The sequence below is a fragment of the Roseibium sp. genome (assembly GCF_025698965.1).
Taxonomy (GTDB): Bacteria; Pseudomonadota; Alphaproteobacteria; order Rhizobiales; family Stappiaceae; genus Roseibium.
This window is the reverse complement of the sequence record NZ_JAILWL010000028.1, coordinates 1-24,664: the sequence shown is the minus strand read 5'-3', so window position 1 is coordinate 24,664 and position 24,664 is coordinate 1. Positions and strand designations below refer to the sequence as shown.

23 protein-coding genes are annotated in these 24,664 nt (G+C 55.0%); 15 read left to right on the top strand and 8 right to left on the bottom strand.

Features of this window, described 5'->3' with window-relative positions:
* Positions 1-95 precede the first annotated feature (95 nt).
* Positions 96-1,085: a GTP 3',8-cyclase MoaA gene (moaA, locus tag K5905_RS04100; protein WP_297580578.1), complete on the top strand. Its 990-nt coding sequence runs from the start codon at positions 96-98 to the stop codon at positions 1,083-1,085.
* Positions 1,086-1,163: 78 nt separating this feature from the next.
* Here moaA and K5905_RS04095 read toward each other — a convergent pair whose 3' ends face one another.
* Both K5905_RS04095 and apbC read right to left on the bottom strand, forming a co-directional pair.
* Complete coding sequence (locus K5905_RS04095) at positions 1,164-2,402, bottom strand: multidrug effflux MFS transporter (protein WP_297580574.1); 1,239 nt, start codon at positions 2,400-2,402, stop codon at positions 1,164-1,166.
* A gap of 329 nt (positions 2,403-2,731) precedes the next feature.
* On the bottom strand, positions 2,732-3,886 hold the full coding sequence (gene apbC, locus K5905_RS04090) for an iron-sulfur cluster carrier protein ApbC (RefSeq protein ID WP_297580572.1): 1,155 nt from the start codon (positions 3,884-3,886) through the stop codon (positions 2,732-2,734).
* A gap of 438 nt (positions 3,887-4,324) precedes the next feature.
* Between apbC and K5905_RS04085 the strand changes: the two genes are divergently transcribed.
* The 7 genes from K5905_RS04085 to glp all read left to right on the top strand — a co-directional run bounded on the left by K5905_RS04085 (position 4,325) and on the right by glp (position 9,937).
* Positions 4,325-5,005 (top strand): SDR family NAD(P)-dependent oxidoreductase, encoded by a 681-nt coding sequence (locus K5905_RS04085; protein ID WP_297580571.1) that lies wholly within the window; start codon positions 4,325-4,327, stop codon positions 5,003-5,005.
* A gap of 30 nt (positions 5,006-5,035) precedes the next feature.
* Entirely contained in the window at positions 5,036-5,626 is a 591-nt protein-coding gene (locus K5905_RS04080; protein ID WP_297580570.1) for a GNAT family protein, read from the top strand.
* 205 nt (positions 5,627-5,831) lie between these two features.
* Entirely contained in the window at positions 5,832-6,290 is a 459-nt protein-coding gene (locus tag K5905_RS04075) for a BLUF domain-containing protein (RefSeq protein ID WP_297580569.1), read from the top strand.
* 323 nt (positions 6,291-6,613) lie between these two features.
* A complete protein-coding gene (fdhD, locus tag K5905_RS04070; protein ID WP_297580567.1) occupies positions 6,614-7,492 on the top strand; it encodes a formate dehydrogenase accessory sulfurtransferase FdhD in 879 nt (292 codons plus the stop codon).
* The gene (gene mobA, locus K5905_RS04065; RefSeq protein WP_297580565.1) at positions 7,492-8,142 is read left to right on the top strand and encodes a molybdenum cofactor guanylyltransferase MobA; all 651 of its coding nucleotides are present in this window, start codon (positions 7,492-7,494) and stop codon (positions 8,140-8,142) included. Before fdhD ends, mobA begins: the two co-directional genes overlap by 1 nt.
* Complete coding sequence (gene mobB / locus K5905_RS04060; RefSeq protein WP_297580563.1) at positions 8,139-8,660, top strand: molybdopterin-guanine dinucleotide biosynthesis protein B; 522 nt, start codon at positions 8,139-8,141, stop codon at positions 8,658-8,660. Before mobA ends, mobB begins: the two co-directional genes overlap by 4 nt.
* Complete coding sequence (gene glp / locus K5905_RS04055; RefSeq protein ID WP_297580561.1) at positions 8,657-9,937, top strand: gephyrin-like molybdotransferase Glp; 1,281 nt, start codon at positions 8,657-8,659, stop codon at positions 9,935-9,937. The genes mobB and glp overlap by 4 nt, the downstream gene beginning before the upstream one ends.
* Positions 9,938-9,973: 36 nt before the next feature.
* On the opposite strand, the gene K5905_RS04050 is transcribed toward glp, so the two are convergent.
* The gene (locus tag K5905_RS04050) at positions 9,974-10,969 is read right to left on the bottom strand and encodes an MBL fold metallo-hydrolase (RefSeq protein ID WP_297580559.1); all 996 of its coding nucleotides are present in this window, start codon (positions 10,967-10,969) and stop codon (positions 9,974-9,976) included.
* A 186-nt stretch (positions 10,970-11,155) separates the two neighbouring features.
* Here K5905_RS04050 and K5905_RS04045 point away from each other — a divergent pair, with 186 nt between their 5' ends.
* Positions 11,156-12,082, top strand: a complete 927-nt coding sequence (locus K5905_RS04045) for a LysR family transcriptional regulator (protein ID WP_297580557.1) — start codon at positions 11,156-11,158, stop codon at positions 12,080-12,082.
* 12 nt (positions 12,083-12,094) lie between these two features.
* Here the strand turns inward: K5905_RS04045 and K5905_RS04040 are convergent, their stop codons facing one another.
* Entirely contained in the window at positions 12,095-12,742 is a 648-nt protein-coding gene (locus K5905_RS04040; RefSeq protein WP_297580555.1) for a glutathione S-transferase family protein, read from the bottom strand.
* Positions 12,743-13,439: 697 nt separating this feature from the next.
* On the opposite strand from K5905_RS04040, the gene K5905_RS04035 reads away from it, so the two are divergent.
* The 4 genes from K5905_RS04035 to K5905_RS04020 all read left to right on the top strand — a co-directional run bounded on the left by K5905_RS04035 (position 13,440) and on the right by K5905_RS04020 (position 17,174).
* Complete coding sequence (locus K5905_RS04035; protein WP_297580553.1) at positions 13,440-14,216, top strand: ABC transporter substrate-binding protein; 777 nt, start codon at positions 13,440-13,442, stop codon at positions 14,214-14,216.
* A 133-nt stretch (positions 14,217-14,349) separates the two neighbouring features.
* The gene (locus K5905_RS04030; protein WP_297580551.1) at positions 14,350-15,063 is read left to right on the top strand and encodes an ABC transporter permease; all 714 of its coding nucleotides are present in this window, start codon (positions 14,350-14,352) and stop codon (positions 15,061-15,063) included.
* The gene (locus K5905_RS04025) at positions 15,060-15,887 is read left to right on the top strand and encodes an ABC transporter permease (RefSeq protein ID WP_297580549.1); all 828 of its coding nucleotides are present in this window, start codon (positions 15,060-15,062) and stop codon (positions 15,885-15,887) included. The genes K5905_RS04030 and K5905_RS04025 overlap by 4 nt, the downstream gene beginning before the upstream one ends.
* Positions 15,888-15,959: 72 nt before the next feature.
* Positions 15,960-17,174, top strand: coding sequence for a PLP-dependent aspartate aminotransferase family protein (locus K5905_RS04020; RefSeq protein WP_297580547.1), 1,215 nt, complete (start codon positions 15,960-15,962; stop codon positions 17,172-17,174).
* A 5-nt stretch (positions 17,175-17,179) separates the two neighbouring features.
* On the opposite strand, the gene K5905_RS04015 is transcribed toward K5905_RS04020, so the two are convergent.
* The gene (locus K5905_RS04015) at positions 17,180-18,070 is read right to left on the bottom strand and encodes a LysR family transcriptional regulator (protein WP_297580545.1); all 891 of its coding nucleotides are present in this window, start codon (positions 18,068-18,070) and stop codon (positions 17,180-17,182) included.
* Between the two features lie 362 nt (positions 18,071-18,432).
* Here K5905_RS04015 and K5905_RS04010 point away from each other — a divergent pair, with 362 nt between their 5' ends.
* Together K5905_RS04010 and K5905_RS04005 are read left to right on the top strand one after the other, a co-directional pair.
* Positions 18,433-19,314, top strand: coding sequence for an NAD(P)-dependent oxidoreductase (locus tag K5905_RS04010; protein ID WP_297580544.1), 882 nt, complete (start codon positions 18,433-18,435; stop codon positions 19,312-19,314).
* A gap of 9 nt (positions 19,315-19,323) precedes the next feature.
* A complete protein-coding gene (locus K5905_RS04005; RefSeq protein WP_297580542.1) occupies positions 19,324-20,022 on the top strand; it encodes a DNA alkylation repair protein in 699 nt (232 codons plus the stop codon).
* A gap of 141 nt (positions 20,023-20,163) precedes the next feature.
* On the opposite strand, the gene K5905_RS04000 is transcribed toward K5905_RS04005, so the two are convergent.
* The 3 genes from K5905_RS04000 to K5905_RS03990 form a co-directional block, all read right to left on the bottom strand.
* Positions 20,164-21,237 carry a hybrid-cluster NAD(P)-dependent oxidoreductase gene (locus K5905_RS04000; RefSeq protein WP_297580540.1) on the bottom strand — a complete coding sequence of 358 codons (1,074 nt, stop codon included), beginning with the start codon at positions 21,235-21,237 and terminating at the stop codon, positions 20,164-20,166.
* A 4-nt stretch (positions 21,238-21,241) separates the two neighbouring features.
* Positions 21,242-22,477: an aromatic ring-hydroxylating dioxygenase subunit alpha gene (locus K5905_RS03995; protein WP_297580538.1), complete on the bottom strand. Its 1,236-nt coding sequence runs from the start codon at positions 22,475-22,477 to the stop codon at positions 21,242-21,244.
* Between the two features lie 147 nt (positions 22,478-22,624).
* The gene (locus tag K5905_RS03990) at positions 22,625-24,661 is read right to left on the bottom strand and encodes an NADH:flavin oxidoreductase (protein WP_297580576.1); all 2,037 of its coding nucleotides are present in this window, start codon (positions 24,659-24,661) and stop codon (positions 22,625-22,627) included.
* Between the last annotated feature and the right edge of the window lie 3 nt (positions 24,662-24,664).

The window sequence follows — 24,664 nt, the reverse complement described above, 5'->3', positions numbered from 1 at the left end:
CAACAACAAGTCGGACTGAGGGAGAGCAGAGCGTGACAGACGGCAAGATTGTGGTCCCGGCGTCGGGAAGGGAAACATCTACCAAGCCTTCGCCAATGATCGATCCGTTCGGACGTGCTGTCACCTATCTTCGCGTATCCGTGACGGATCGCTGTGATTTCCGGTGCGTTTACTGCATGGCGGAAGACATGACATTCCTGCCCAAGCGCGAGGTTCTGAGCCTTGAAGAACTCGACCGGCTGTGCACCGCCTTCATTGAAAAAGGCGTCCGAAAGCTGCGCCTGACTGGCGGTGAGCCCTTGGTGCGCAAAAACATCATGGGCTTGATCCGCAGCCTTGGCAGACATCTGGACAGCGGTGCTCTCGAAGAATTGACGCTGACAACCAACGGGTCGCAACTCGCCCGGTTTTCAAACGAACTTTACGATTGCGGGGTTCGGCGGATCAATGTTTCGATCGACACGCTGGATACGCAGAAATTCAAGGCCGTGACCCGCTGGGGTGATCTCGGCAAGGTAATGGATGGTATCCGGGCGGCAACCGAGGCCGGATTGCAGATCAAGGTCAATATGGTGGCCCTCAAGGGCGTCAACGAGCATGAGATCGTATCCATGTTGGAATGGTGCCACGGACAGGGTCATGACCTCACATTGATCGAAACAATGCCGCTTGGCGAAATTGACGGCGACAGGACCGATCAGTATCTGCCTCTATCTACCGTTCGCACCCGATTGTCGGATCAATTCACCTTGATCGATATTCCTTACAAGACCGGTGGTCCCGCCCGCTACGTTACAGTTGAAGAAACGGGCGGTCGCCTCGGCTTTATCACGCCTATGACCCATAATTTCTGTGAGAGCTGCAACCGTGTGCGGATAACCTGTACGGGCCAGCTTTACATGTGCCTTGGGCAGGATGACATGGCCGATCTGCGCGCACCGCTACGCGCATCGGAGGGCAACGAGCTTTTGAGCAGTGCAATCGATGAAGCCATCGGACGCAAGCCGAAGGGACATGATTTTGTCATCGACCGGAAGACCAGACAACCGGCTGTTTCACGCCACATGAGCGTGACCGGCGGCTAAACCTGCAAGCCTTTCAGCCGGCAAGACAAATAGGCACATCGTGGCACGCTTTGCTGGGAAAGCCCTGTTCAATTGAGCTTATTCGGCCGGTTGAAGACCGTGGCGGGATGACATGCGTTTTATGGAAAGCGCTGCAATCAAACTGCTGCAAATGCCCAATGCCATGATGAGGATCATGCTCCAAGGCGATCCGGCAAGGAAACTCTCGGCAAAGAGCCAGGCAACCAGCGTTCCCGCAACCGCCCCCATACCAACCTGGAACGAGGCAGTCAGCCCGGAAGCGGCCCCGGCCAGTTCCGGCCGTACACTGACCGCGCCCGAAATGGCACTCGGCAGGCAGACGCCGTTGCCGAGACCAAGGACAAACATCGGCAGAAAGAGGCTGGCTGCAGTAACAATGCCGAAATAGGCAAACCCGGCAATCAGCCCCACGGCTATTGCGCCGATCAGGGTGCCTGTAAGGATCATCGGATAAAGACCGACGCGTTCGGCAAACTTGCCGGAAATGTAATTTCCAACGATGTAGCCCAACGCAACAAACATGAAATAGAAGCCCATTTCCGCCGCGCTTAAAACCAGAATCTTGGCGGCGATGAAAGGCGCACCACCGAGATAGGCGAAATAAGCAAGGGCTGAAAACGCCGCCGTCAATGCATAACTCCAGTATAGGGGCTCTCTGAACAAGGCCCCATATGATTGAAAAACCCGCTTTGGCCCGACTGAAGTTCGCACATGGTTGGTTTCCGGCAATGCATAGATACTCGCCAAAAGAACCCCTACCCCGAAAATAAGCATCAGAAAGAAACCGCCCTGCCATCCGTAGAACTCGTCTAGCAATCCTCCGATGGCCGGTGCGATTGTCGGCATGACAGCCATGCCCATGGTGACATATCCGATCATACTGGCCGCCTGCCGGGGCCCATAAAGATCTCTTACGATTGCACGTCCAAGCACCATCCCGGTGCAACCACCCGCCGCCTGAACGACACGCGCAGCGATCAGCATTTCAATGGTGGGGGCAAGCAGGCACAGTATGCTGCCGATAACAAAGAGCGCCATTCCGATAATGATTACCGGCCGTCTGCCTATCTGGTCGGACAAAGGCCCCCAGAACAACTGGGCAATCGCAACCGCGATGAAAAACGCAGACATGGAAAGCTGAATTTCTCCAGCAGTCGCAGAAAAGACGATCATCATACCCGCCAGTGAGGGTAGATATATCTGCATTGCCAGGGGACTAACGGTAGATATCGCAATCAACGCGGCCAATGAGGGCTTTGCTTCAAGACCTCTAATTTGTGACTGGCGGGAAGACATGCCCTGGAAGGTACCCTTACATCTGACTATTACCGCATGGCGACTCAACTCAGATGAAGATAACCGGCCCGCGTGATCCGGACGTGAAACCACATTTCATGATTGTTTGCGCTTACCGAAGGTGTGAAGAAACACCTGTTTCCAGCGGTTTGAATGCACGGCTCACAAACCCTCTGGAGCAAAGGACCGCCGATGAGCAGCGTGTCAAACGACCGGCTCGCGCTATTGGTGCCGACACAATGGATGTCTCACTGATCACTCCATTGATCCGGCTGTGTTTTCAGATTGTCTGCGGTGGCCGAAGCTCTTCCGGCCACCTGTCGATGAGATCAGTCGAAAACGATCTTGGGAGCTGCCCGCTCCTGAGAGGACGCAGATTGCTGGATGCCGGCCACCACTTTCGTCGCAATGTCCTTGTAAATCGCGGCAACGGGACCTTCCGGATCCGACACGACAACCGGGGTTCCCGCGTCCGATGTTTCCCGGATCTTCATGGTCAAGGGAATTTCGCCGAGGAAAGGAACGCTTAGCCGTTCCGCTTCAGCCCTTGCGCCACCATGACCGAATATGTCGTGGCGGCCACCACAGTCCGGGCACAAGAAATAGCTCATGTTCTCGACAATCCCGAGAACGGGCACATCCACACGTTTGAACATGTTGAGCCCCTTGCGGGCATCAATCAACGCCAGATCCTGTGGTGTGGACACGATCACCGCACCTGCCAGCGGGACTTGCTGGGCCATCGTCAATTGGGCATCGCCGGTCCCGGGAGGCATGTCGACGACAAGAACATCCAGCTCTCCCCAGGCCACCTCGCGCAACATCTGCGTAAGTGCGGAAATGACCATCGGGCCGCGCCAGATCATCGGCGTTTCTTCCTCAACCATGAACCCCATGGACATCACCTTGATGCCATAGCCCTCAAGGGGTTTCATGACCCTTCCCGATACAGGTTCGGGACGTCCTGAAACATTGAACAAACGCGGCACGGAAGGGCCGTAGATGTCAGCGTCAAGCACGCCCACCCGCAGACCATTGGCAGCCATGGCCAGTGCAAGATTTGCTGTCGTCGTCGATTTTCCGACACCGCCCTTTCCGGACGCCACAGCAATAATGTGCTTGATACCGGGAACACCTGGCTTGGAAGCCCCCTGCTCTTCGGGCGTGCGCTGCGACTGCTGCGGGGCTGCTTTGGGGGCAGGTCTTGGCGCGGTATTGCGTGCACCGCCCGCCGAACGTTCTGCGGTCAAGGCCACCATTGCATTCTCAACTCCGTCGACTTCCCGGACCACTTTTTCAGCGGCCTGACGCAACGGCTCAAGTTCCTGCGCCCGCTCCGCCGGAACGGTGATCGAAAAGGCAACCCGCCCATCAGAAACAAAAACATCCGAAACTAGGCCTAGCGAAACGATATCGCCTTCCAGGTCCGGTCCCTTGATTTGCTTGAGGCGTTCCAAAACTGCGGCTTTGATCGTGTCGCTCATTAAATCGTCCTGTCGAATCTCCGGCTCCACCGAAGCGCCGGATAGCTTTCTCCGAAAACTAGTGAGCATTCAGGCAAAAACAATCTGCCAAATTGCTGCACATGTCGTTTCCGTCCCTCCGGTGACAGTCATAGAATTGAAGAAATTCAGACACAAGTCCGATGAGTTCTGTGTTTCAGCGAAGCGCGTCAAATGCCCGCTCCTGGCAAGGAGCGTCGGGAAACCGCAACTAAGTTGCCAGAAACTCTCGAAACAACTTTCCGAACGAACCGGATCCGATCTGATCCCTTGGCAAAAGTTCACGTTGGTATGCGGCAGAAAATTGTATCGCAGAAAAACAGGGACAATGTTTCTGTTGCACCACGTGCCATGCTGATTAATTTGCTGCAAATGCACCGCTGCTGCGGACCCTCAGGTTCGTGACCTCAGGATAAACCCATGCCGACTTGCCTTATCACCGCGTCCAATCGTGGGATCGGATTTGAACTTGCCCGGGAAGCGATTTCGGGTGGCTGGACAGTCTACGGTTCCGTGCGCACCCAGGTTTCGGCAATCGAAACGTCTGATAAATTAGGGGAGAAATTTCTGCCCCTCATTTTCGACGTGAGAGATCATGACGAGGTCAACGATGTCGCCAAGACACTGGACGAAAGCATTGACCTTCTGATCAACAACGCCGGCATCATCGGTCCCGAACGCCAGTCCCCACTTGAAATGGACTTCGCCGGATTCCACGAGACGCTGGCCACGAATACGCTTGCACCCCTGGCTGTTGCCCAGGCGTTCCTTCCGCATTTGCGAAAGTCCGGAAACGGCAAGATTCTGACGATATCCAGTCAAATGTCCTGGATGGGTTACCGCAAGTCAGACACGCTTGCCTACCGCGCATCAAAGGCGGCGGTCAACAAGGTCATGCAAGGTCTGGCCACCGAACTCGAAGAGGAAGCTATTCCAGTTGCCCTGATCGATCCAGGCTGGGTGCAAACCGACATGGGCGGCGTTCATGCCGACAACTGCCCCATCGACGTAGCCAAAGGCATCTTTCAGATCGGCCAAGACCTCGATCTTTCCCACACGGGCAAATTCTTCAAATGGACTGGCGAGGAACGCCCGTTCTGATTTCAACTTATCTACACGCTGGAGTTCGCCATGACCTGGCCCCTTCCCGTCACCCTGACCGGCACTCACGCCACCCTTGCACCGCTTGAGCAGAACCACTCTGCCGATCTCGCAGAAGCCTCCGCTGAGGGCGATCTCTGGAAAGCCTGGTACACCACTGTTCCGCACCCGGACGCAATTGCCGAGGAGATCGATCGCCGTCTGAAACTGAAGGAGAATGGCTCCATGCTCCCGTGGGCTGTCCTGACGCCGGACGGAAAGGCGGTCGGAATGACCACGTACATGAACATCGATCCCATCCACAAACGTGTGGAGATTGGATCGACCTGGTACAGAAAAGCTGTTCAGAGAACGCATCTGAATACGGAGTGCAAGCGGATGCTTCTGGCGCATGCTTTCGAAGAGCTTGACTGTATCGCCGTCGAATTTCGTACTCACTTCATGAATCGACAAAGCCGCACTGCCATCGAGCGCCTGGGCGCAAAGCTTGATGGTGTGCTGCGTTCACATCAACGAACCGCGAATGGTGCTCTGCGTGACACCGCTGTCTATTCGATTCTGCCACACGAGTGGCCGGCAGTGCGTGCCGGTTTGGATTTCAAGCTTGCAGAACAACGGTGACCTGCTTTTCCACACAAAGATGAGCAAACGTTGTTTTGCACAGTTTTCTTGTTTTCCGCTGAAGCGGGCAAAGCACACTTTTAGGGAGAACTAGGCAACAATCTGGTAACTTTATAATTTGTTCTTCCCGTTTGTCTCAGATTTTAAGCAATTGTGAGGAATTGAAGCGCAGGCTGGTTTCATCGGCAAAAGAAAGAGACTCGCCATGGAACTTTATCGCGCTTGCTACCGAAGCAAAATCAGATGGGACAAGATGCACCTGCCCCTTCCTGATGAGATCGACAGGACCTTGCTGCGTATTCGCCGCATCAACCGCAAAGCCGGTGTGACCGGAGCGTTGTTGCTGGTCGACCAGCATATTGTGCAAATCCTGGAAGGCCAGACAGGTCAGGTGTTGGACACAGTCTACTGCGTCATGAACGACCCGCGGCTGCATGACATCGAGGGTATCATTCACGAGCCGGTGGATTTCCGCCTGTTTCCAAACTCGCTCATGTTCTTCAGGGACCTGACCGATGGCATTGCAGCCTCGAAACACGCGGTCTTGCGTCCGCTCCTGGATCATCCTGGCGAAGTCACGCGAGAGGAAGCCAGCAGAGCATTCGGTCATTTTGCTACGGAATTGCAGGAAGGCCGCCTGACCAACGATATGCTGATGATCTGATCCAAAGACGATCTGTTTCGTCTACCGGGCTACTTGCTGCGTGTGTCGCGTTCATGGACACCGCAAATCCCTCCATGCCCAGTCATTTGCCGATGGCGCCGAAGAAAGCGCCCCCCCTTGCAACCGGGGGAGCGCAGAGCAGCAGACGGAACTTCCCTCTCCCCCTCAAAGCGTGGCTATTTTCGTTGCCAGCATGCCTGGAACGTCGGTTGGCGGTGGATATTTGTTGCTCACAATGCCGCGCCTGGTGAACTAATTTCTTGCCCTCAGCCAAAAGCCTCCCATAGTGTTTGTAAAACAAATACATGTGGAGTCGCGCGGCTTTGACAGGCCCATACGTGCTGAAACCCGATCCGTTGGATCCGAAGCTCTCAACATCCGTCAGTGGTATCGACCAGAACGGCGATCCGGTCGACACGAAAGTCGTGACCGAAAAACCGCTGACGCTTTTCCTGAATTCCCAGGAAGTCGTGACCATGATGACCATTGGCGATCATCCGGATCTTCTGGCCGTTGGCTATTTGAAGAACCAGAACATGCTTGCCGACGACGACGTCATTACAGGCATCGATCACGATGACGACCTTGAAGTCGTGATTGTCCGCACAGAGCGTGAGACCGATTTTGAGGAAAAACTGAAGAAGAAAGTGCGCACATCCGGCTGCGCACAGGGCACGGTGTTCGGCGACGTCATGGAAGGGTTCGAGACTGTTGCCCTTTCTGACGATGCCCGTCTGAAGACCTCCTGGCTCTATGCGCTGACAAAGAAGATCAACACCACTCCCTCTTTGTATCTTGAAGCGGGAGCAATTCACGGCTGCGTTTTGTGCAAGGACGACTCTCCACTGGTCTATATGGAAGATGTCGGACGACACAACGCAGTCGACAAAATCGCCGGCTGGATGGTTCTGAACGACATTATCGCACACGACAAAATCTTCTATACGACCGGCCGTCTGACTTCCGAAATGGTCATCAAGACGGTGATGATGGGAATACCCATTCTTGTTTCCCGCTCCGGCTTTACCGCCTGGGGCGTGGAGTTGGCCCGTCAGGCCGGCCTGACACTGATCGGCCGCGCCAGGGGCAAGCGATTTGTTGCCTTGTCCGGCGCAGAGCGCATCGAATTTGACATGGATCCCGGTGATGCGGATGACGAACCGGAAAAACTCAAACGCAAAGGGAGCGTAGCAGCGGAATGATGGCGGAGCACAAGCAGTTGAGCGCAAAAAATGTGCTTGGTTGTGTCTTGGCAGGCGGCCAATCGCGTCGCATGGGTGGTGGCGACAAGAGTCTTATGGATCTTGGCGGCAAAACAATGCTGGAAATGATACTTGCCCGGTTTACCTCGCAAGTTCCCAGCATAATTCTCAATGCCAATGGCGACCCGTCTCGATTTGCACGCTTCAACCTGCCGGTCTTCGCTGATCCGGTCGGCGATTTCGCGGGCCCCCTTGCAGGTATTCTTGCGGGCATGACTTTTGCGAAAGAAAGAATGCCCGGTGTCACTCATGTCGTTTCGGTCGCTGGCGACACGCCGTTCTTTCCGACCAGTTTGGTGAAGCGCCTGTGCTCCTCCGTTCCTGCCGACAAGCCTGTCATCGCGCTGGCGTCCTCCTCGGACAAACTCCACCCCGTTTTCGGACTTTGGCCAGTGTCACTTCACTCAGACTTGCACTCCTGGCTAACGACTGGACAAAGCGGCAAAGTACTCGCTTTTGTTGATCGTCATGACAGCGTGGAAGTTTCATTCGACACCGATCCGCAAACGGGTCTCGATCCGTTTTTCAATGCCAACAAACCTGACGATCTGGCGACCGTCCGCAACGCGCTGAGCTCACCCATTTCATGATCACTACTCCTGTATTTGGCATTACCGGCTGGAAGAACTCCGGCAAGACCCAGCTCGTGACCCGACTTGTCAGCGAATTCACTGCAAGAGGCTTCCGGGTGTCGACGGTCAAGCATGCGCATCACAATTTTGATATCGATCGTCCCGGTGCCGACAGTTATCGCCACCGGGAAGCCGGGGCCAGCGAAGTTGCGCTGGTTTCCGGTCGTCGTTGGGCCTTGATGCATGAACTCAGAGGTGAGGACGAACCGTCACTTGACGATATCCTGTCGCGGATAGCCCCTTGTGACCTGATCCTGATTGAAGGCTACAAGCGCGAAAAACACCCCAAGATCGAGGCACGGCGGCGGGAGTCACGCGACAAGGGTCCGCTTGCACCGACCGATCCCGGTATTCTTGCCATTGCTGCCGATCACCCATTGCCGGAGGAGAAGCTGACGGTCTTTGATCTTGACGACGTGCGGGCCATTGCGGATTTCATTCAGACCCATCTCAGTCTGGTCAGGAAAGCTTCATGAGCAGCAAACCTCTTCTTGACGACTGCTTCTTGCATGACAAGGACAGACTGCGCCATCACGAGGCAATTGAGATCCTGAAAGACCGCATGTCAACGGCGGTCGTAGAGAAGGAAACCCTTCGTCTTGAGGATGCATTTGAACGCATTCTCGCAGAAGACATCACCGCGCCCCGCAATATTCCCCTCGCCGACAATTCAGCCGTGGACGGCTATGCGTTTCGCCAAGCCGATTTTGACGAGGCCGGCGGTTTCTTCCGATTGCAACAGCGCATTGCGGCCGGCCACGCCAGTGACGCAACTCTCGCTCCGTGGGCGGCGGCGCGTATCTTTACCGGCGCAGTGATGCCTCCTGGTGCCGATACGGTTGCAATGCAGGAAGATTGTGAAACGCATGTGCAGGATGGGCAGGACTTTGTCATCGTGCCGCAAGGGCTCAAGACGGGTGCAAATTGCCGCAAAGCAGGCGAAGATGTCGCTGAAGGCACAACCATACTGTCATCCGGCCACCTGATGCGGCCTCAAGATCTGGCTGCCATCGCCTCTACCGGACTGGCGAACGTGAACGTCTACAGAAAGCTGAAAGTGGCGCTGGTCTCCACGGGCGATGAAATTCGCCGTCCTGGCGACCCGATTACAGTCGGCGACGTCTATGATTCCAATCACTTCTTGCTACGCGGTCTGTGCGCCACGGTGCCGGTTGAAATCGAAGACCTCGGCATCCTGAAAGACGATGCCGAATTGGTGGAACAGACACTTCGGGACGCCGCGAAACATTTTGATGTCATCCTGACCACCGGTGGTGCCAGTCGCGGAGAGGAAGATCACATTCTGCAAGCGCTCGACACTCTCGGCCAACGCCACATGTGGCAGCTGGCAATCAAGCCAGGTCGGCCGATGATGTTCGGCAATATCGGCACTTGCGTCTTTCTCGGATTGCCTGGAAATCCTGTCGCCGCGATGATCTGCTTTCTGCTTTATGCACGACCGGTGCTGAACGTGCTGGCCGGAGGCGCGTTTTTGCAAGCGCAGGGCTTTCAGGTTCCGTCTGCGTTCGAGGTCCCTAAGAAAAAACCCGACAGGCGCGAGTTCTATCGTGGTTATCTCGGACGTGACAGAAACGGAAAGACAACAGCGCACAAGTTCATGCGTGACGGTTCTGGATTGATCACCGGCCTGCGTGAGGCGGATGGCCTGATTGAGATCCCGGAAGACGCCACATCCGTTAACGAAGGCGACCTTGTGACCTTCCTGCCGTTTTCCAGCTTTGGGATCCGATAACCCGGCAGTCTCCCGCCGGGTTGCCGATTGCCGTTGTCAGTAGGCGTAAGGCCAACCAGCTGCGACGAAGCGATAGCTTTCACCGTCTTTGACCACGCGCCCCATGCCCGGGAACGGGATGTGGGCACCTGCGAAGAACAGCTTGTCGCTTGCTGCCTGATCAAAGAATTTCTTCCTGGTCGCGGCGGCTGTTTGCGCATCGATGTCAAATCCGATGCCCCAATCCGGCCGGTCGAATTGATAGACCGTCATGTGAATGATATCGCCGGCGATGACCAGGGTCTCGCCGTTGCTGTCAAACAAATATCCGCTGTGCCCGGGTGTATGTCCCGGAAGAGGCATTGCCCGGACACCAGGCAGGATTTCCTTGTCACCCGAAAACAACGTTTGAGTGTCCTTGTAGGCTTCAGCTGCTCGGCGTGCCCCCAGGAAAAACGGTTTGAACTGCTCTGGGGCCGCATTCATTGCGGCATCGTCATACCAGAACGCATTGTCGGTTTCCGGCAAGATCAATTCAGCATTGGCAAAGACCCTGTTGCCGTCACCGTCAATGGCTCCGAACAAATGATCTGGATGCATATGCGTGATCAACAGAGCATCGATCTGATCGGGGGAGACACCGGCAGCCGCGAGCGCCGACGGTAACCGGCCCATTGTCGGTCCAAGGGCGTCGGAAGTCCCTGCATCCACCAGGATCAGGCGCTCGCCCGTGTTGATCAGATAGGCATTGACCGGGATACGCAGAGCGTTGCCGTCAATCAAGACTGCATCTCGCAATCGTTGGCCTTCGGCCTCGTCGTATCCGACCACGACTTCCGGGGTTAAGTCGAGATATCCGTCCAACAGCGCGGTCACTTCAAAGTCGCCAACCTTGTAACGCAGCGCGCCAGCCATAGGCTCACCCGCTTTCGGTGCCGCGGCCTGAGCCGTTGCAGGAACAAAACTGACGCCACCTGCTGCCGCAAGTGCGCCCGCCCCGGCAGCAACACCCAAAAGAGAGCGTCTTGAAAGTGAAATATCGGATCTGGTCATGAGTGGTCTCCCTGCTCGACCTGAAGAAAAACGTTTATGAAGAAGCCGACCTGAGGAACCCGGCCGGACCTCGATAAAAGTGTTTCATTCAAATTGTTTTTAAAGACCCGGCATTCTTATAAAACTCATAAGCAGTTCTTATATAATGATTTCGCAAAAAAACGCTTTGCAGGTTTGGAGTTCACCATGGATAAGCTCAGTGCCCTTTCGAGCTTTGTTCAATCGGTCAAGCTGGGCAGTTTTTCTGCTGCCGCGAAACATCTCGGTGTCAGTCAACCTGCTGTCAGTCAGCAGATCCGTGGGTTGGAGCAGGATCTCGGTACGCGCCTTCTCAATCGCACAACGCGGCAACTCAGCCTGACGGAGACTGGAGAACGCTACTTCGTCTATGCGCGGGACATTCTGGACCGATTGACGGAAGCGGACAGATCCGTTCAGAGCGAAGAAACTCAAATGTCGGGTCCACTTTCCATCGGGTTGCCGCTCGGGTTTGCCGAGACCGTCCTGTCGGAATTCCTGATCCGATTCAAAAAGGAACATCCATGTATTCTCCTGGATGTGTCTCTCTCGGACGTTTTTGTTGACGTCATTCAGGAACGCCTCGATGTCTCCATCCGAATGGGTGAGATCAAGGACGATCGGCTGATCGTGCGCAGACTTGGCCTGGCACAACGCTGCCTGATCGCCTCGCCTGACTATCTTGAAAAACGCGGACGCCCTCGCCATCCGGCCGACTTGCCCGACCACGATTATCTGCTCTACAAGAACATTTCGACAGGCGACCGGGTTCCGTTCATCAGTACTCTTGGAGAAAAATTATCTGTCCAGATCACCCCATCCATGATCATCAACAACTCCGCGACCTTGCGTCAGGCAGCTTTGGCTGGCCTCGGGATATCGTTGTCGAACCGCTGGCTGATTGATCCATACCTGCGATCTGGCGAACTTGAGCTGGTTTTGCCGGATTGGGAATATCCGCCTCATCCGATTCATGCGGTCTATCCCTCCAACCGCTTCATCCCATTGAAAGTTCGCCGGTTTGTTGATCGACTTCAGGATTATTTCGATGAAAAAGGAGCACTCCACGGCGGCCTTTCAACCGCCGCAGGATGAACTTTTGAGACCTCAGATTTCGTCGACTGCGACAATCCAAGTTTCCTTGACAGCTTCTGCTTCCCAGGTTTTCCAGGCATTGGAACCGGACATGGCGTCATGATAGGGCTTGAAAACCGGATCTTGAGAGAGGGAATAAGTCGCAAACCGACTGACCACCGGCGCATACATGGCGTCTGCGATGGTAAATTCACCAAAGAGAAACGGGCCACCTGAAGCTTCAAGACACTCGGTCCAGATCTTTACAATCCGGTCTATGTCAGACTTCACGGCTTCATCCACGGAAAGCACTTCAACCGGGCGTCGCATGTTCATCGGACAGGCATTGCGAAGCGCCGGGAAACCGGAATGCATTTCGGCGGAAATTGCCCTCGCCCAAGCACGAGCGCCCCGGTCCTCCGGCCATAGCCCCTTCTGCGGATAACAATCCGCCACATACTCCAGAATTGCCAGACTGTCCCAGACCGTCAAATTTCCATCCTTCAACACAGGCACTTTCATGCTTGGGGAGAAGGCACGGAAGTTCGGGTTGCCGTTTTCAAAATCAAACGGCACCAGTTTTTCCCGAAACGGAATATCCTTGTGTTCAAGCGCGATCCACGGTCGAAACGACCATGAAGAATAGTTCTTGTTTCCTATAAACAACTCAAAATCCGTCATTGCCTTCTCCTGTTGCGCTTTACCCGCAGCTGTTGCCACAGGGAAAATGTGGTCGGCTCGCAGCCGGTAACAAGTTTCCTAAATGGTCTTGGCCACCGCTTCCAATTCAAGAAGTTCATGGAATTCATAAGGAATTTTCATCAACAGCAGGGGCATGACACTTATGCTTTAAGGGAGACAAAAATCTTTCCGAACTTGTTTTTAAGAGGATGCACTTCCTGTTTCGCACATGACGCCAGCTGTTTTCACCTGACACCGGCCCGCCGACTATTCTGCTTAAAGCTCATGACCGAACAGCTCGACGGCGTATGCACGGGTGCCAGACGGTCTGCTTCAGGAAGAGCACAATCAATTCCTTCCATTCACGCAACACCCCAATCCAGAGCCGCATTGTCTGAAAGTGACGCTATTGAAAGATCCAAACACAGCTCATTGCCGTTTGCAGCGCCATTGCAGCCCATTTGTTGAGGGGATGAGCTGGGCGTCGCGACCTCGGATTGGCAGACAGTTATTTCCACATTCTCCGCTCGACCTTCCCTAGGGAAAGGTCCTAAAAAAGCCCCTCAAACCAGACATTACTGTGTTTTTTTTAGTCTTAAGCTTGAAATTTGGATCGAAGTGTATGGAATAGGGCCATCGGGCAAAAAGGTGGGACGAACCCGCCTGCGCTGCGAAAATAATATTAGGGGAAATTAGTATGCGTGTTTTGCGTATGGCTGCAGCCGCTGTTGCAGTATTGGCTGCTGTTGGTGGCGCCGAGGCGAAAGACTGGACCAAGGTGCGTATCGGCACCGAAGGCGCCTACCCTCCGTTCAACAACATGACTGCTGACGGCCAGCTTGTTGGCTTCGACATCGATATTGCCAATGCTCTTTGCGAAGAGATGAAAGTCGAGTGCGAGTTCGTGACTTCGGACTGGGACGGCATCATTCCCGGCCTTCAGGCTGGCAAATTCGATGCAATCATTGCGTCCATGTCCATTACGGAAGAACGCAAGCAGAAGGTCGACTTCACCAACAAGTACTACAACACACCTCCGGCAATTGCCGTGCCGAAAGACTCCGCGATCAGCGGTACATCCGATGCGGATCTGAAGGACGCGGTCCTGGGTGCACAGTCTTCCACGACACACTCCAACTATGCCGAAGAAAAACTGCCGTCGGTTGAACTGAAACTCTACCCGACCGCGGACGAGTACAAGCTCGACGTTTCCAGCGGCCGTATCGACGCCGTTATCGACGATGTCGTCGTGCTGTCCGAGTGGCTGGATTCCGACGACGGTTCCTGCTGCAAGATCCTCGGCACCCTTACTCCGGACCCGGTCATTAACGGCGAAGGCGCCGGCATCGCGATCCGCAAGGAAGACGGTGATCTGACGGAAAAGTTCAACGCCGCTATCGAGGCCATCCTGGCGAATGGAAAGTACAAGGAAATCAACGACAAGTACTTCTCTTTCGACGTTTACGGCGGTTGATCTGAACCTGTACTGAACGATAAGGAACGCGGCGTGCACACAGCGCCGCGTTTTGCTGTAGGGTAATTCCCTTCATACCGGCCGGAGGGGTGGCCGGGATAAGCAACAACAAGAAAGAAAGAAGCGCCGGCTTATGAATGAAGCTTTGACGCTACTGTCCTTTGGGGATCAAGGTTGGGGCGACACAATTGCTTTTGGTGTCCTGGTAACCGTTTCGCTTGCCATTGCCACACTACCTTTTGGACTGATCCTGGGCTTTTTGATTGCACTGGCGAAAAACTCTTCCGAGCCCAGCCTGAAGCTTGCAGCCAATATCTACACAACGATCTTTCGCGGCCTGCCGGAACTCCTGACCTTGTTTCTGGTCTATTTCGGCGTTCAGATCGGCCTGCAGCAGGGTCTGAAGCTTCTTGGATTTGAGACCTATATTGAGGTCAATTCCTTTGTTGCCGGCATGGTAGCGCTAGCCCTGGTGTTCTCGTCCTATGCTTCCGAGGCGTTTCTGTCCGCCTTCAAAGGAATTCCTCAGGGCCAGTACGAAGGTGGTTACGCGCTCGGACTGTCCAAGTACCAGACCCTGACGCTCGTCGTGCTGCCGCAGTTGATCCGACTGGCTCTGCCCGCGCTTGGTAATCTCTGGTTGATCCTGCTGAAGGAAACCTCGCTGGTTTCCGTGATCGGTCTTTCGGATCTCATTCGCGAATCCGGAATAGCGGCACGGGTCACCAAGGAACCTTTCCTGTTCTTCGGTATCGCATGCCTGATTTATCTGGTCCTTGCCATCATCTCCTCGACGGGTCTTGCCCGAATTGAACGCTGGTCCAAACGGGGAGATGTGTCACGATGACCGCCGCAAACCCCGAAACCAGCCTGCCACGGCCGCCATCGCCTCCCCGGACATGGTCCAACACCAGAATTCTTGGCCATGTCCTCATGGCTCTCTGGATCATTTCCGGTGTTTCGCTGGTCTTTTATCTCGGCTCGAATGTCGCGAGCCCGTTCGTCCAGAAATACTGGCCCAAATACATCGAAGGCTTCCTGGTCACGCTGCAGATTGTGGGTGTATCGCTTCTGCTCGGCGCACTGCTCAGCGTTCCGATCGCGATGGCCCGCGGTTCCAGATGGAAGATATTTTCCTGGCCTGCCTATGGCTATGTCTATTTCTTCCGAGGTACGCCGCTTCTGGCCCAGACGTTCCTGATCTACTACGGCGCAGGCACATTTCGACCGGAGCTTGAAGCTGTCGGTCTGTGGGGTTTCTTCAGGGATGCCTGGTTCTGCGTCATTTTCGCGTTTTCGCTGAATACCGCCGCATACCAGGCGGAAATTCTGCGAGGCGCGGTCCTGAATGTTTCCAGAGGCCAGTGGGAAGGCGCAGCTGCACTGGGCATTTCAAAGCCAGTTACGTTTTTCAAGGTCATTCTACCACAAGCTCTTATGGTCGCCCTTCGCCCTTATGGCAATGAAATCATCCTGATGATCAAGGGGTCCGCGATTGCGTCCATCATCACCATTTACGACCTGATGGGTGAAACCCGGCGCGCTTACTCCAGATCCTATGACTTTCAGGCTTATATCTGGGCAGCCGTTGCGTACCTGCTGATTGTCGAAACCCTGCGCCGTGTCTGGGACAAGATCGAAGCCCGTCTCACCCGCCATTTGAAGCGGTGAACCAACGATGTTTTTCGGCGTTGCAGATCTTCCTGCAACGCCAGGCTCAAATCACGCCCGCTTGACGTTCCAATGCGTGACAACCACCTGCTTACCTTCGCCAACCATCCGGAGAAGACCATGTCGAAATCGACGTCAAAAACCACCGGTTTACATCCGGACAGCCTTCTTGCTCATGCAGGTGGTGGTTTCGACCAGGCAACAGGCGCCGTGGTGCCACCGATCCAGACTGCGACAACATTCGTACGCGATGAGGACTATGAGCCAATCGGACCAGGCTACATCTACAGCCGAGACGACAACGCTCTTTACAAAAAGGTGGAGAAGCTGATTGCGGACCTGGAAGGCGGTGAAGACAGCCGGCTGTTTGCATCCGGCATGGCAGCCGTCGCAGCCGTTGCAAGATTGGTCAAACCGGGGGGAACGATCCTGGCGCAATCCGGCATCTACTGGGGGACAACACTCTTCCTGCGCAAGTATTGCGCCCGCAACAATATTGCCCTGGTGGAAGTGGACGTGAGCGATTTTAAGGCTTTCCATGATGAGTTTTCGGTCACCCAGCCCAACCTCGTCTGGCTTGAGGTCCCCTCCAATCCGTTTTTAAAGGTTGCCGACATTCAGAGAATTTCGGATCTTTGCAAATCGGCAGAAACACTGCTCACGGTCGATGCGACAGCTGCCACACCGCTCATCTTAAAACCACTTTCGCTTGGCGCGGACCTGGTCATGCATTCTGCCACCAAGGCGCTGAACGGTCATTCGGACCTTCTGGGCGGCGTTGTAACCACCGGTGATATCGACAGCGAAGCCTGGACCTTCATTTCGGAAGAACGGCACGATGCCGGCGCCGTTCTCGGTTCCTTCGAGGCCTGGCTGCTGTTGCGAGGTTTACGTACGCTTGCGCTTCGAGTTGAGCGCATGAACAAGAATGCACTGACCCTTGCCAAACATCTTGATGCGCATCCAAAGGTAAAAGCTGTGCTTTATCCCGGTCTGGAAAGCCACGCACAACATCAATTGGCGAAGGCTCAAATGACCGGTGGATACGGATCCCTGATGTCGATCCTGGTGAATGGCGGAAAGGATGCCGCCCTGAAGGTCACGGGAGCACTGGACATATTCCAGAGAGCGACATCGCTTGGCGGCACGGAAAGCCTGATAGAACATCGGCAGACGATCGAAGGCGAAGCTTCCGGAATTCCGGGCGATCTTTTGCGGCTTTCGATCGGCATCGAACATGTCGACGATCTTATCGGGGATCTCGACCAGGCACTGTCAACTCTTTAGAGGCCCTAAGAGCCGACGCATTCGGTTTTCATCTGCCTGAGCCAGGAGATCAGTTTTTTGAGCGGAGGGCGGTTAACGCCCGGCCGTGTCACCAGGTGGTAGCCGGTACCGGGAAAGACGCCTTCTTCAAACAGAATCTCAAGGTTCCCTGTCGCAATATCCGACTCGATAAAGATCTTCGCGGTGGCTGAAATTCCCTCGCCTCGCCTGAGGCCTTCCAGAACCATATAACCCGGCAGGTGCGTGATGTTCAGCTTGCCTTTAGGCACAACGCCCTGTTCTTCAATCCAGATGGCAAGTTCGTTGGTTCCATATTCCTGAAGCCAGGGAAACTCGAGAATGTCCTCAGGTTTCTCAATAACCTTGTCGCCAATCAGGCACTTGGCGCCGACGACGGCAAAACTGGTCGACAAAAACAGTTCCGATTCAAGGCCGGGCCATTTGCCGTTTCCAAACCTTATAGCCAGATCGACACCACCGGGCTTCAACTCAACAGGCTCGGCCGTCGGGTTCAGCATGAGCTCGATATCGGGGTTTTTCTGCCGAAAATCGTTGATCCTGGGTACCAGCCAACTGATGGCAAATGATGGCGTCATGGTAATGTTCAAAGGCCGGGCCACATCCTGCCGCAACAGCTCATCGACCGTTTCCTGGATTGTCTCGAAACCACTGCCGACGCCATCGAAGAGTTGCTCCCCTTCCGGTGTCAGCGCAATCCCCCTGCCTTCCCGCAGGATCAATTGCAGTCCCAAAAACGTCTCAAGACCACGCACCTGTTGACTGACCGCGGCATGAGTAACGTTCAACTCGCGTCCCGCCGCAGACAGGCTCTTGGTCTCTGCAACCGCAACAAAAGCTCGCAGACTGTTCAATGGAGGGAGAGAGCGCCAATCCATATGTAAGTTTTCCTCACATTTCAAAAATCTTCCTGACTCGCAATTCCTCCGGTAAATTGGCACATTTCTCTCAGACAAACCAGCAGAGAGATGTAAGACCATGTTTAATATCTATGCAAAGAGCTTTTTCGAAGCAACTCGCTTCACGGCCAACACAAGACCAGACCCACATACACAGCGTCATCTGGACGAAAAAGGTTCCAAGCGTGAACAGCACAGCCGCTTCTGGCAGCGTGCTCCTTATTGGATCTAAGTCAGCACCTGGCTGACAGAACGCGACAAATGCCCTAAAACCATGACGAACCAACTTACATAAAAGGCCCGGCCCTACGCCGGGCCTTCTTCTGCAAAGGAACGTCATCATGGCAAAGGTTGCATTCATCGGTCTGGGCGTCATGGGGTATCCGATGGCTGGCTACCTGAAAACCAAAGGCGGTCACGACGTCACCGTCTACAACCGCACCACTTCAAAAGCCGAGAAATGGGCATCTGAATTTGGCGGCAACTTTGCCAGAACCCCGCAAGAGGCCGCAGAAGGTTGCGATTTTGTATTTGCCTGCGTCGGCAATGACAACGATTTGCGCGCTGTCACAACCGGTCCGGAAGGTGCCTTTCACAGCCTGAAGAGTGGCGCAATTTTCATCGACAACACCACAGCATCCGCAGATGTTGCCCGGGAGCTCCATGCAGCGGCAAAAGAAAAAGGCGCCGGGTTCATCGACGCCCCGGTTTCCGGTGGTCAGGCTGGTGCGGAAAATGGTGTGCTAACAGTCATGTGCGGCGGCGACCAGACGGATTTCAACACGGCAAAGCCGGTGATTGAATGTTTTGCAAAATTCGTCGGACTGATGGGCGAAAGTGGTGCCGGACAGCTCACCAAAATGGTCAATCAGATCTGCATCGCAGGCCTGGTGCAGGGGCTGTCGGAAGCCATTCATTTTGCAAAGAAAGCCGATCTGGATGTTGAAACCGTTATCTCGGCCATCAGGGGTGGTGCCGCCCAGTCCTGGCAGATGGAAAACCGCTGGGAAACCATGGAAGTGGGCAAGTTCGACTATGGGTTTGCGGTCGACTGGATGCGCAAGGACCTGGGCATCTGCCTGCAAACAGCAAATGAAACCGGAGCCCGCTTACCGGTGACTGCCTTGGTCGATCAGTTTTATGCTGAAATTCAGGCCATGGGCGGTAATAGATGGGACACTTCCAGCCTGATCGCCCGCCTCGAGAATGCGGACAAGAAGTAACCGTTCGCCATGGCGAAAGACCCGGCAAAAAATTGGACGCTTGAGAGTATTCTTGAAGAGTTGAGCGCACAGGGCAGTGAAGAAAACCGCGTCGGAATGGCACGGTTTGGCATCGATGCATCCAGTGCTTTCGGCGTTCCCATGTCTGTGCTGCGTCCGTTTTCAAGACAGATCTGCAGGTCTCCTGAACTGGCGCCAAGTCTCTGGGAAACCGGATTTCACGAAGCTCGCCTGCTCGCGATCCTGCTGACGCCCCCAAAAGCCATGACACCGGAACTCGCAACGCGGTGGCTGGACGATGTTCAATCCTGGGACCTTTGCGACCAGTTGACCAACATATTGGCAAGGCGACGGGACTCCAACCTTCAGGTCGCTCAGTTTGCAGCAGATGACCGCGAATTTGTCAAACGGGCCGCCTTCGCCCTGATTGCGTGGCGGGCCGTCCACGCCAAAATCGCTCCCGATAGCGAGTTTCTTGAGCATCTTGGCCTCATCCGACAGGCAGCGACCGACGAACGCAATTTCGTCTGGAAGGCTGTTCACTGGGCTCTCCGGCAGATCGGAAAACGCTCGCAACCGCTCCATGGACCCGCCCTTGCACTTGCTGAGGAGCTTTCATCGTCAGAAGACAAAACTTCGCGGCGAGTTGGACGGGAAGCAGCGAAAGAACTGTCGTCTGAAAAGGTTCGTCTGCGCCTCGGAGTGTAGCGCAAAACATTTCCAGATATCACGATCCTCGTTTATGCAGATCCGTCTTCACAAAAGACGAAGACCGCACTCTTTTTGGAAAAACACGGCTCCCTCACGTGAAGCAGTTCAGGTCTTGAACCTTTTCTGACTTTCTCCGCGTCAGACCTCAACCTCTACCGTGCCGATCGGATTGGAACAGCAGGCCAGGATGTATCCTGCCTCGACGTCGTCATCGCTGATGCCGCCGGAGTGAACCATGTGAACGTCGCCGGATACCTTTTTGACCTTGCAGGTTCCACAGACACCAAACGTGCAGCCGGACGGGATGTTCAGTCCGGCGTCCTTGGCAACGGCGAGCACCGTATCGGTTTCCGTACACCATGCTGCCACACCGGACTGGGCAAAAACGATCTGAGCCTGTGTATCTTCCTGCGGTACGACATCATCGAATTCCGTAAGTTCGGCCTTGGTTTCCGCCGGGGCCTGAAAACTTTCCTGATGGTACCTGTCCATGTCGTATCCAAGCGCATTCAGGATCTCGCGCACGGCGTCCATGAAACCTTCCGGGCCACAACAAAAAACATCGCGGTCCAGGTAGTCGCTGCACATCAGACCAAGCATCAGCTGATTGAGATGACCGCGATAGCCGGTCCAGACCTCGTAGGGGTCACTCTGGTTGACGACAAAATGCAGTTGCAGACCTGTGACCCGACTGGCCATGTATTCAAGCTTTTGGCGAAAGATCAGGTCTCTCGGCCTGTGGGCACACTGGATGAAGCAGATGTCGGGATCTTCACCGCGCTCAAACAAGGTCTGGGCCATGGACATCATTGGTGTTACGCCCGACCCAGCCGAGATGAACAGGAACTTTCCGTCCGGGCTCGGCGGCAAATGAAACAGGCCCGCCGGACCAAACGCTTTCAGCCGCATTCCTGGGGCGAGATTGTCCAGCATCCAGCGCGACCCGATACTTTCTGCCTGCGCTTTGACCGTGACCGAAAGATAGGCGTTGGAGACAGGAGACGATGACAGCGTATAGGTTCGCTGAACATTGCCGCCCGGCACGGGCAGATCCAGCGTTATGAACTGACCGGCCTTGTAAACAAAGGTCGCACCGGATGGTGGACGGAAGGAGAATGTCTTCACATTCGGCGCTTCAGGCACCACCATCACGCATTCCAGAAATTCGCTGTCGTTCCAGACAGGCGTTTCAGGTCCTGGCATCGGGATCATGGTCTTACTCCGCAGCGACACGGAAACGGCCGATCAGCGCCCTTTCCAGGGCATGTGCGTACCAGTCGATGAATTGAATCACACCGCTTTCCTGAACCGGGGAATATGGCCCCGGTTCATAAGCAGGCGAGTTAATGCCAATCTGGTTTTCCTCGACGATCCGGCGGTCCTCGTCGTTGGTGTGTATCCAGACCTCCGAAAGACGGGTCAAGTCGTAATCGACACCCTCCTCCGCATACTTGTGCACCAACCACGTGGTTGTCACTTCTGTTTCCATCGGCCCGACCGGCAGAACGCGGAAAGTCAGCACCTGATCTGACAGGAAGTGGTTCCAGGTGTTGGGGTAATGGAAAAAGAGGCACGTACCGGCGTCATCGAAGGGGATCGATCCAACCCGTTTCGAGACAGCCGCCTTGCCGTCCATTGTATAGCTGACGGCATCCCCGAGGAACGGGATGCGTACAAACCGCCACTGCTCGTTTTCGGAAATCAGATAGCTCGCCGGCAGGCCAGCATTTTCGCACCGTGTCACATGGGCTTTGCCAACATTGGAACTGGACGCATCATCCGCACCAACCAGGTTCGGATCATCGGGAAAAGTGCGACAGAGTGACGGATGGGAACCGGAGCAGTGATAGCACTCGCGATTGTTTTCCAGAACCAGTTTCCAGTTTGCCTTTTCAATTATCGTCGACTGATGTGCGACCTTGAGATTGGTCAGATCGTGGGGCCCGAGATAGCGTGCAGCCTGCTTTTCCAGATCAACCGTATCAGGCGCGATACTGGCAAGACAGATGAACACCATGCCGGAAATGTCGGCACAGTGAACGGTCTTCAACCCATGTTCACCCGGGTCGAAATCCGGCCCCATCTCTCGCGCCCAGAGCAATTTGCCGTCAAGTTCATAGGTCCATTGGTGATACGGGCAAACGAGTTTCGGCGAAGATCCCTTGGCTGCAGAACAGATCCGGCTGCCACGGTGGCGGCAGGAATTGTGGAACGCACGGATAACACCATCCGCTCCCCGGACGATGATCACGGAATAGGCGCCGATCTGCAGCGTGACGTAATTGCCGGATTTCGGCAATTCGGCCGAAGGAACTGCAAAAATCCATTCCTTGTGCCAGATGTTCTTCATGTCAGCCTGAAAGATGTCACCATCGGCATAAAAGGCCTGCGGCAGGGAATATCCGGCGCGTCGGCCCAACAACAAGGAGAGAATATCTGCGTCGCTGTACATTTTGGAAGATCCTGTCCTGCCGGCAGTACCGGCCCCTCATTGCGCACGAGGTTAGGCTCACAAACACCTTCCTGCATTGCGCAAAAGCGGCATTCGGTTATCCAAGTGAGACGCCGAGGAAAAAACATACCGGCGCCGGCGAGCGCGTCAGATATCCTTGACCAGACGGAGCGCATCATAGATGGCAGCGTGTGTATTGCGTGCCGAAACCGCGTCACCGATGCGGTAAAGGGCAAAGGTGCCTTCCGGATTTGCATCAAGCGGCTGTGGCCTTCCGAAGATCAGTGCTTCCTGGTTGACTGAACCGAGATTTTTCGACCGTGGTTTCAGCTCAAAATAGAGTTCGTCCATCGGAACGGTGCCATGGTTGATGACGATCTGGTGGAACTCACGCTCTTCCACGAAATTTGAATAATCCGTGCCGATAACAGCAGAAATCATGTTACCGGCGCGCCTCGCCGCCTTCAGTCGGTACGTGACCGTGAAACGCACGTCCTTGTCCTGCAACGAGCGCATGTACGGTACGAGATTCATTGCCATGACATCAGGTGCGAAGGACCTGTCCGGCGTCATGATCTCAACATGTGCTCCGGAACTTGCAATAAATTCCGCAGCCTGCAGTGCCGGATGGTCACCGGCGTCGTCATAGACGAGCACGCGTTTTCCAGGCTTCACGTCCCCTGCAATGATATCCCAGGCCGATACGACCAGATCGTTTCCCTCTGACAAGACCTCGGTATGCGGCAAACCTCCTGTCGCAACAATCACAACATCCGGCTCCTCTCCGATAACATCCTGAACTTCTGCGAAGGTGTTGAACCGGAACCGGACTCCCAGTGCTGTGCATTGGTCCATTCGCCAGTCGATGATCGAAATCATTTCCCGTCGACGCTCAGACTGCGCCGTCAACCGAACCTGACCACCAGCATCAGGTGCGGCTTCGAAAACGGAGACATCATGACCGCGCTCTGCGGCAACGCGCGCAGCTTCCATTCCAGCCGGTCCGGCTCCGACAATAACGACTTTCTTTTTATGGGCCGCGGCCGCAATTTCGTGCGGCATTGTCAATTCACGCCCGGTTGCCGGATTATGAATGCAAAGCGCGTCGCCAGCCTGATAAATCCGGTCAAGACAATACGTTGCGCCAACGCAAGGCCGAATGTCCCCTTCCCGCTTTTCCGCGATCTTCTTAACGATCATCGGATCGGCCATATGCGCACGTGTCATGCCGACCATATCCAATAGGCCTTCCGCGATCGCATGACGCGCAGTTGCAACATCGGGAATTTTCGCCGCGTGAAAGGTTGGCAGCCCAATCTCCTTCTTGATCGTTCCCGCAAAATCGAGATGAGGTGCGTTTCGCATTCCCTGAACCGGAATCACATCCGTAAGTCCCGGATCGGTTTCGATATGCCCGCGAATGACATTCAGAAAATCGATCTGGCCTGTTTCCTTGAGACGCCTTGCGATTTCAAGCCCATCTTCGGGCGTGAGGCCACCTTCCAGGTCCTCGTCCGCCGTGAAGCGCATTCCAAGGATGAATTCATCGCCGACCCGATTGCGAATGGCGTCAATCACCTGAAGCGAGAACCGCATCCTGTTTTCCAGAGTGCCGCCGAAAGGTCCATCGAGCGTGTTGGTCAGTGGAGACCAGAATTGATCCATCAAGTGGCCGTAGGCCTGCAGTTCGATCCCGTCCATGCCACCTTCCTTCATACGCTCGGCGGCATCTGCATAATCCTGGATGATCCGGTCAATGTCCCAGTCTTCCACCTGCTTGGGAAACGCCCGGTGCGCGGGTTCTCGCTCATGCGAAGGTGAAACAGACGGTAACCAGTCGCCCTTGTTCCAATGGGTTCTGCGGCCAAGGTGGGTCAACTGGATCATCACGGCGCAGCCATGGTCGTGACAAGCATCGGTGAGACGCTTCACCCAGGGCACTACTTCGTCCTTGTAGGCCAGGATGTTGTTGAAGACAGGAGGAGAGTTGCGCGAGACAGCAGCAGACCCTGCCGTCATGGTCATCGCGACCCCTGCCTTCGCTCTGGTTTCGTGATACGCGCGGTACCGGTCCTTGGGCATTCCGTCTTCAGGGTAAGCCGGCTCGTGAGACGTGATCATTATCCGGTTTTTCAAAGTCAGATGCTTGAGCTGGTAGGGCTGCAACAACGGATCTTTCGACATGCC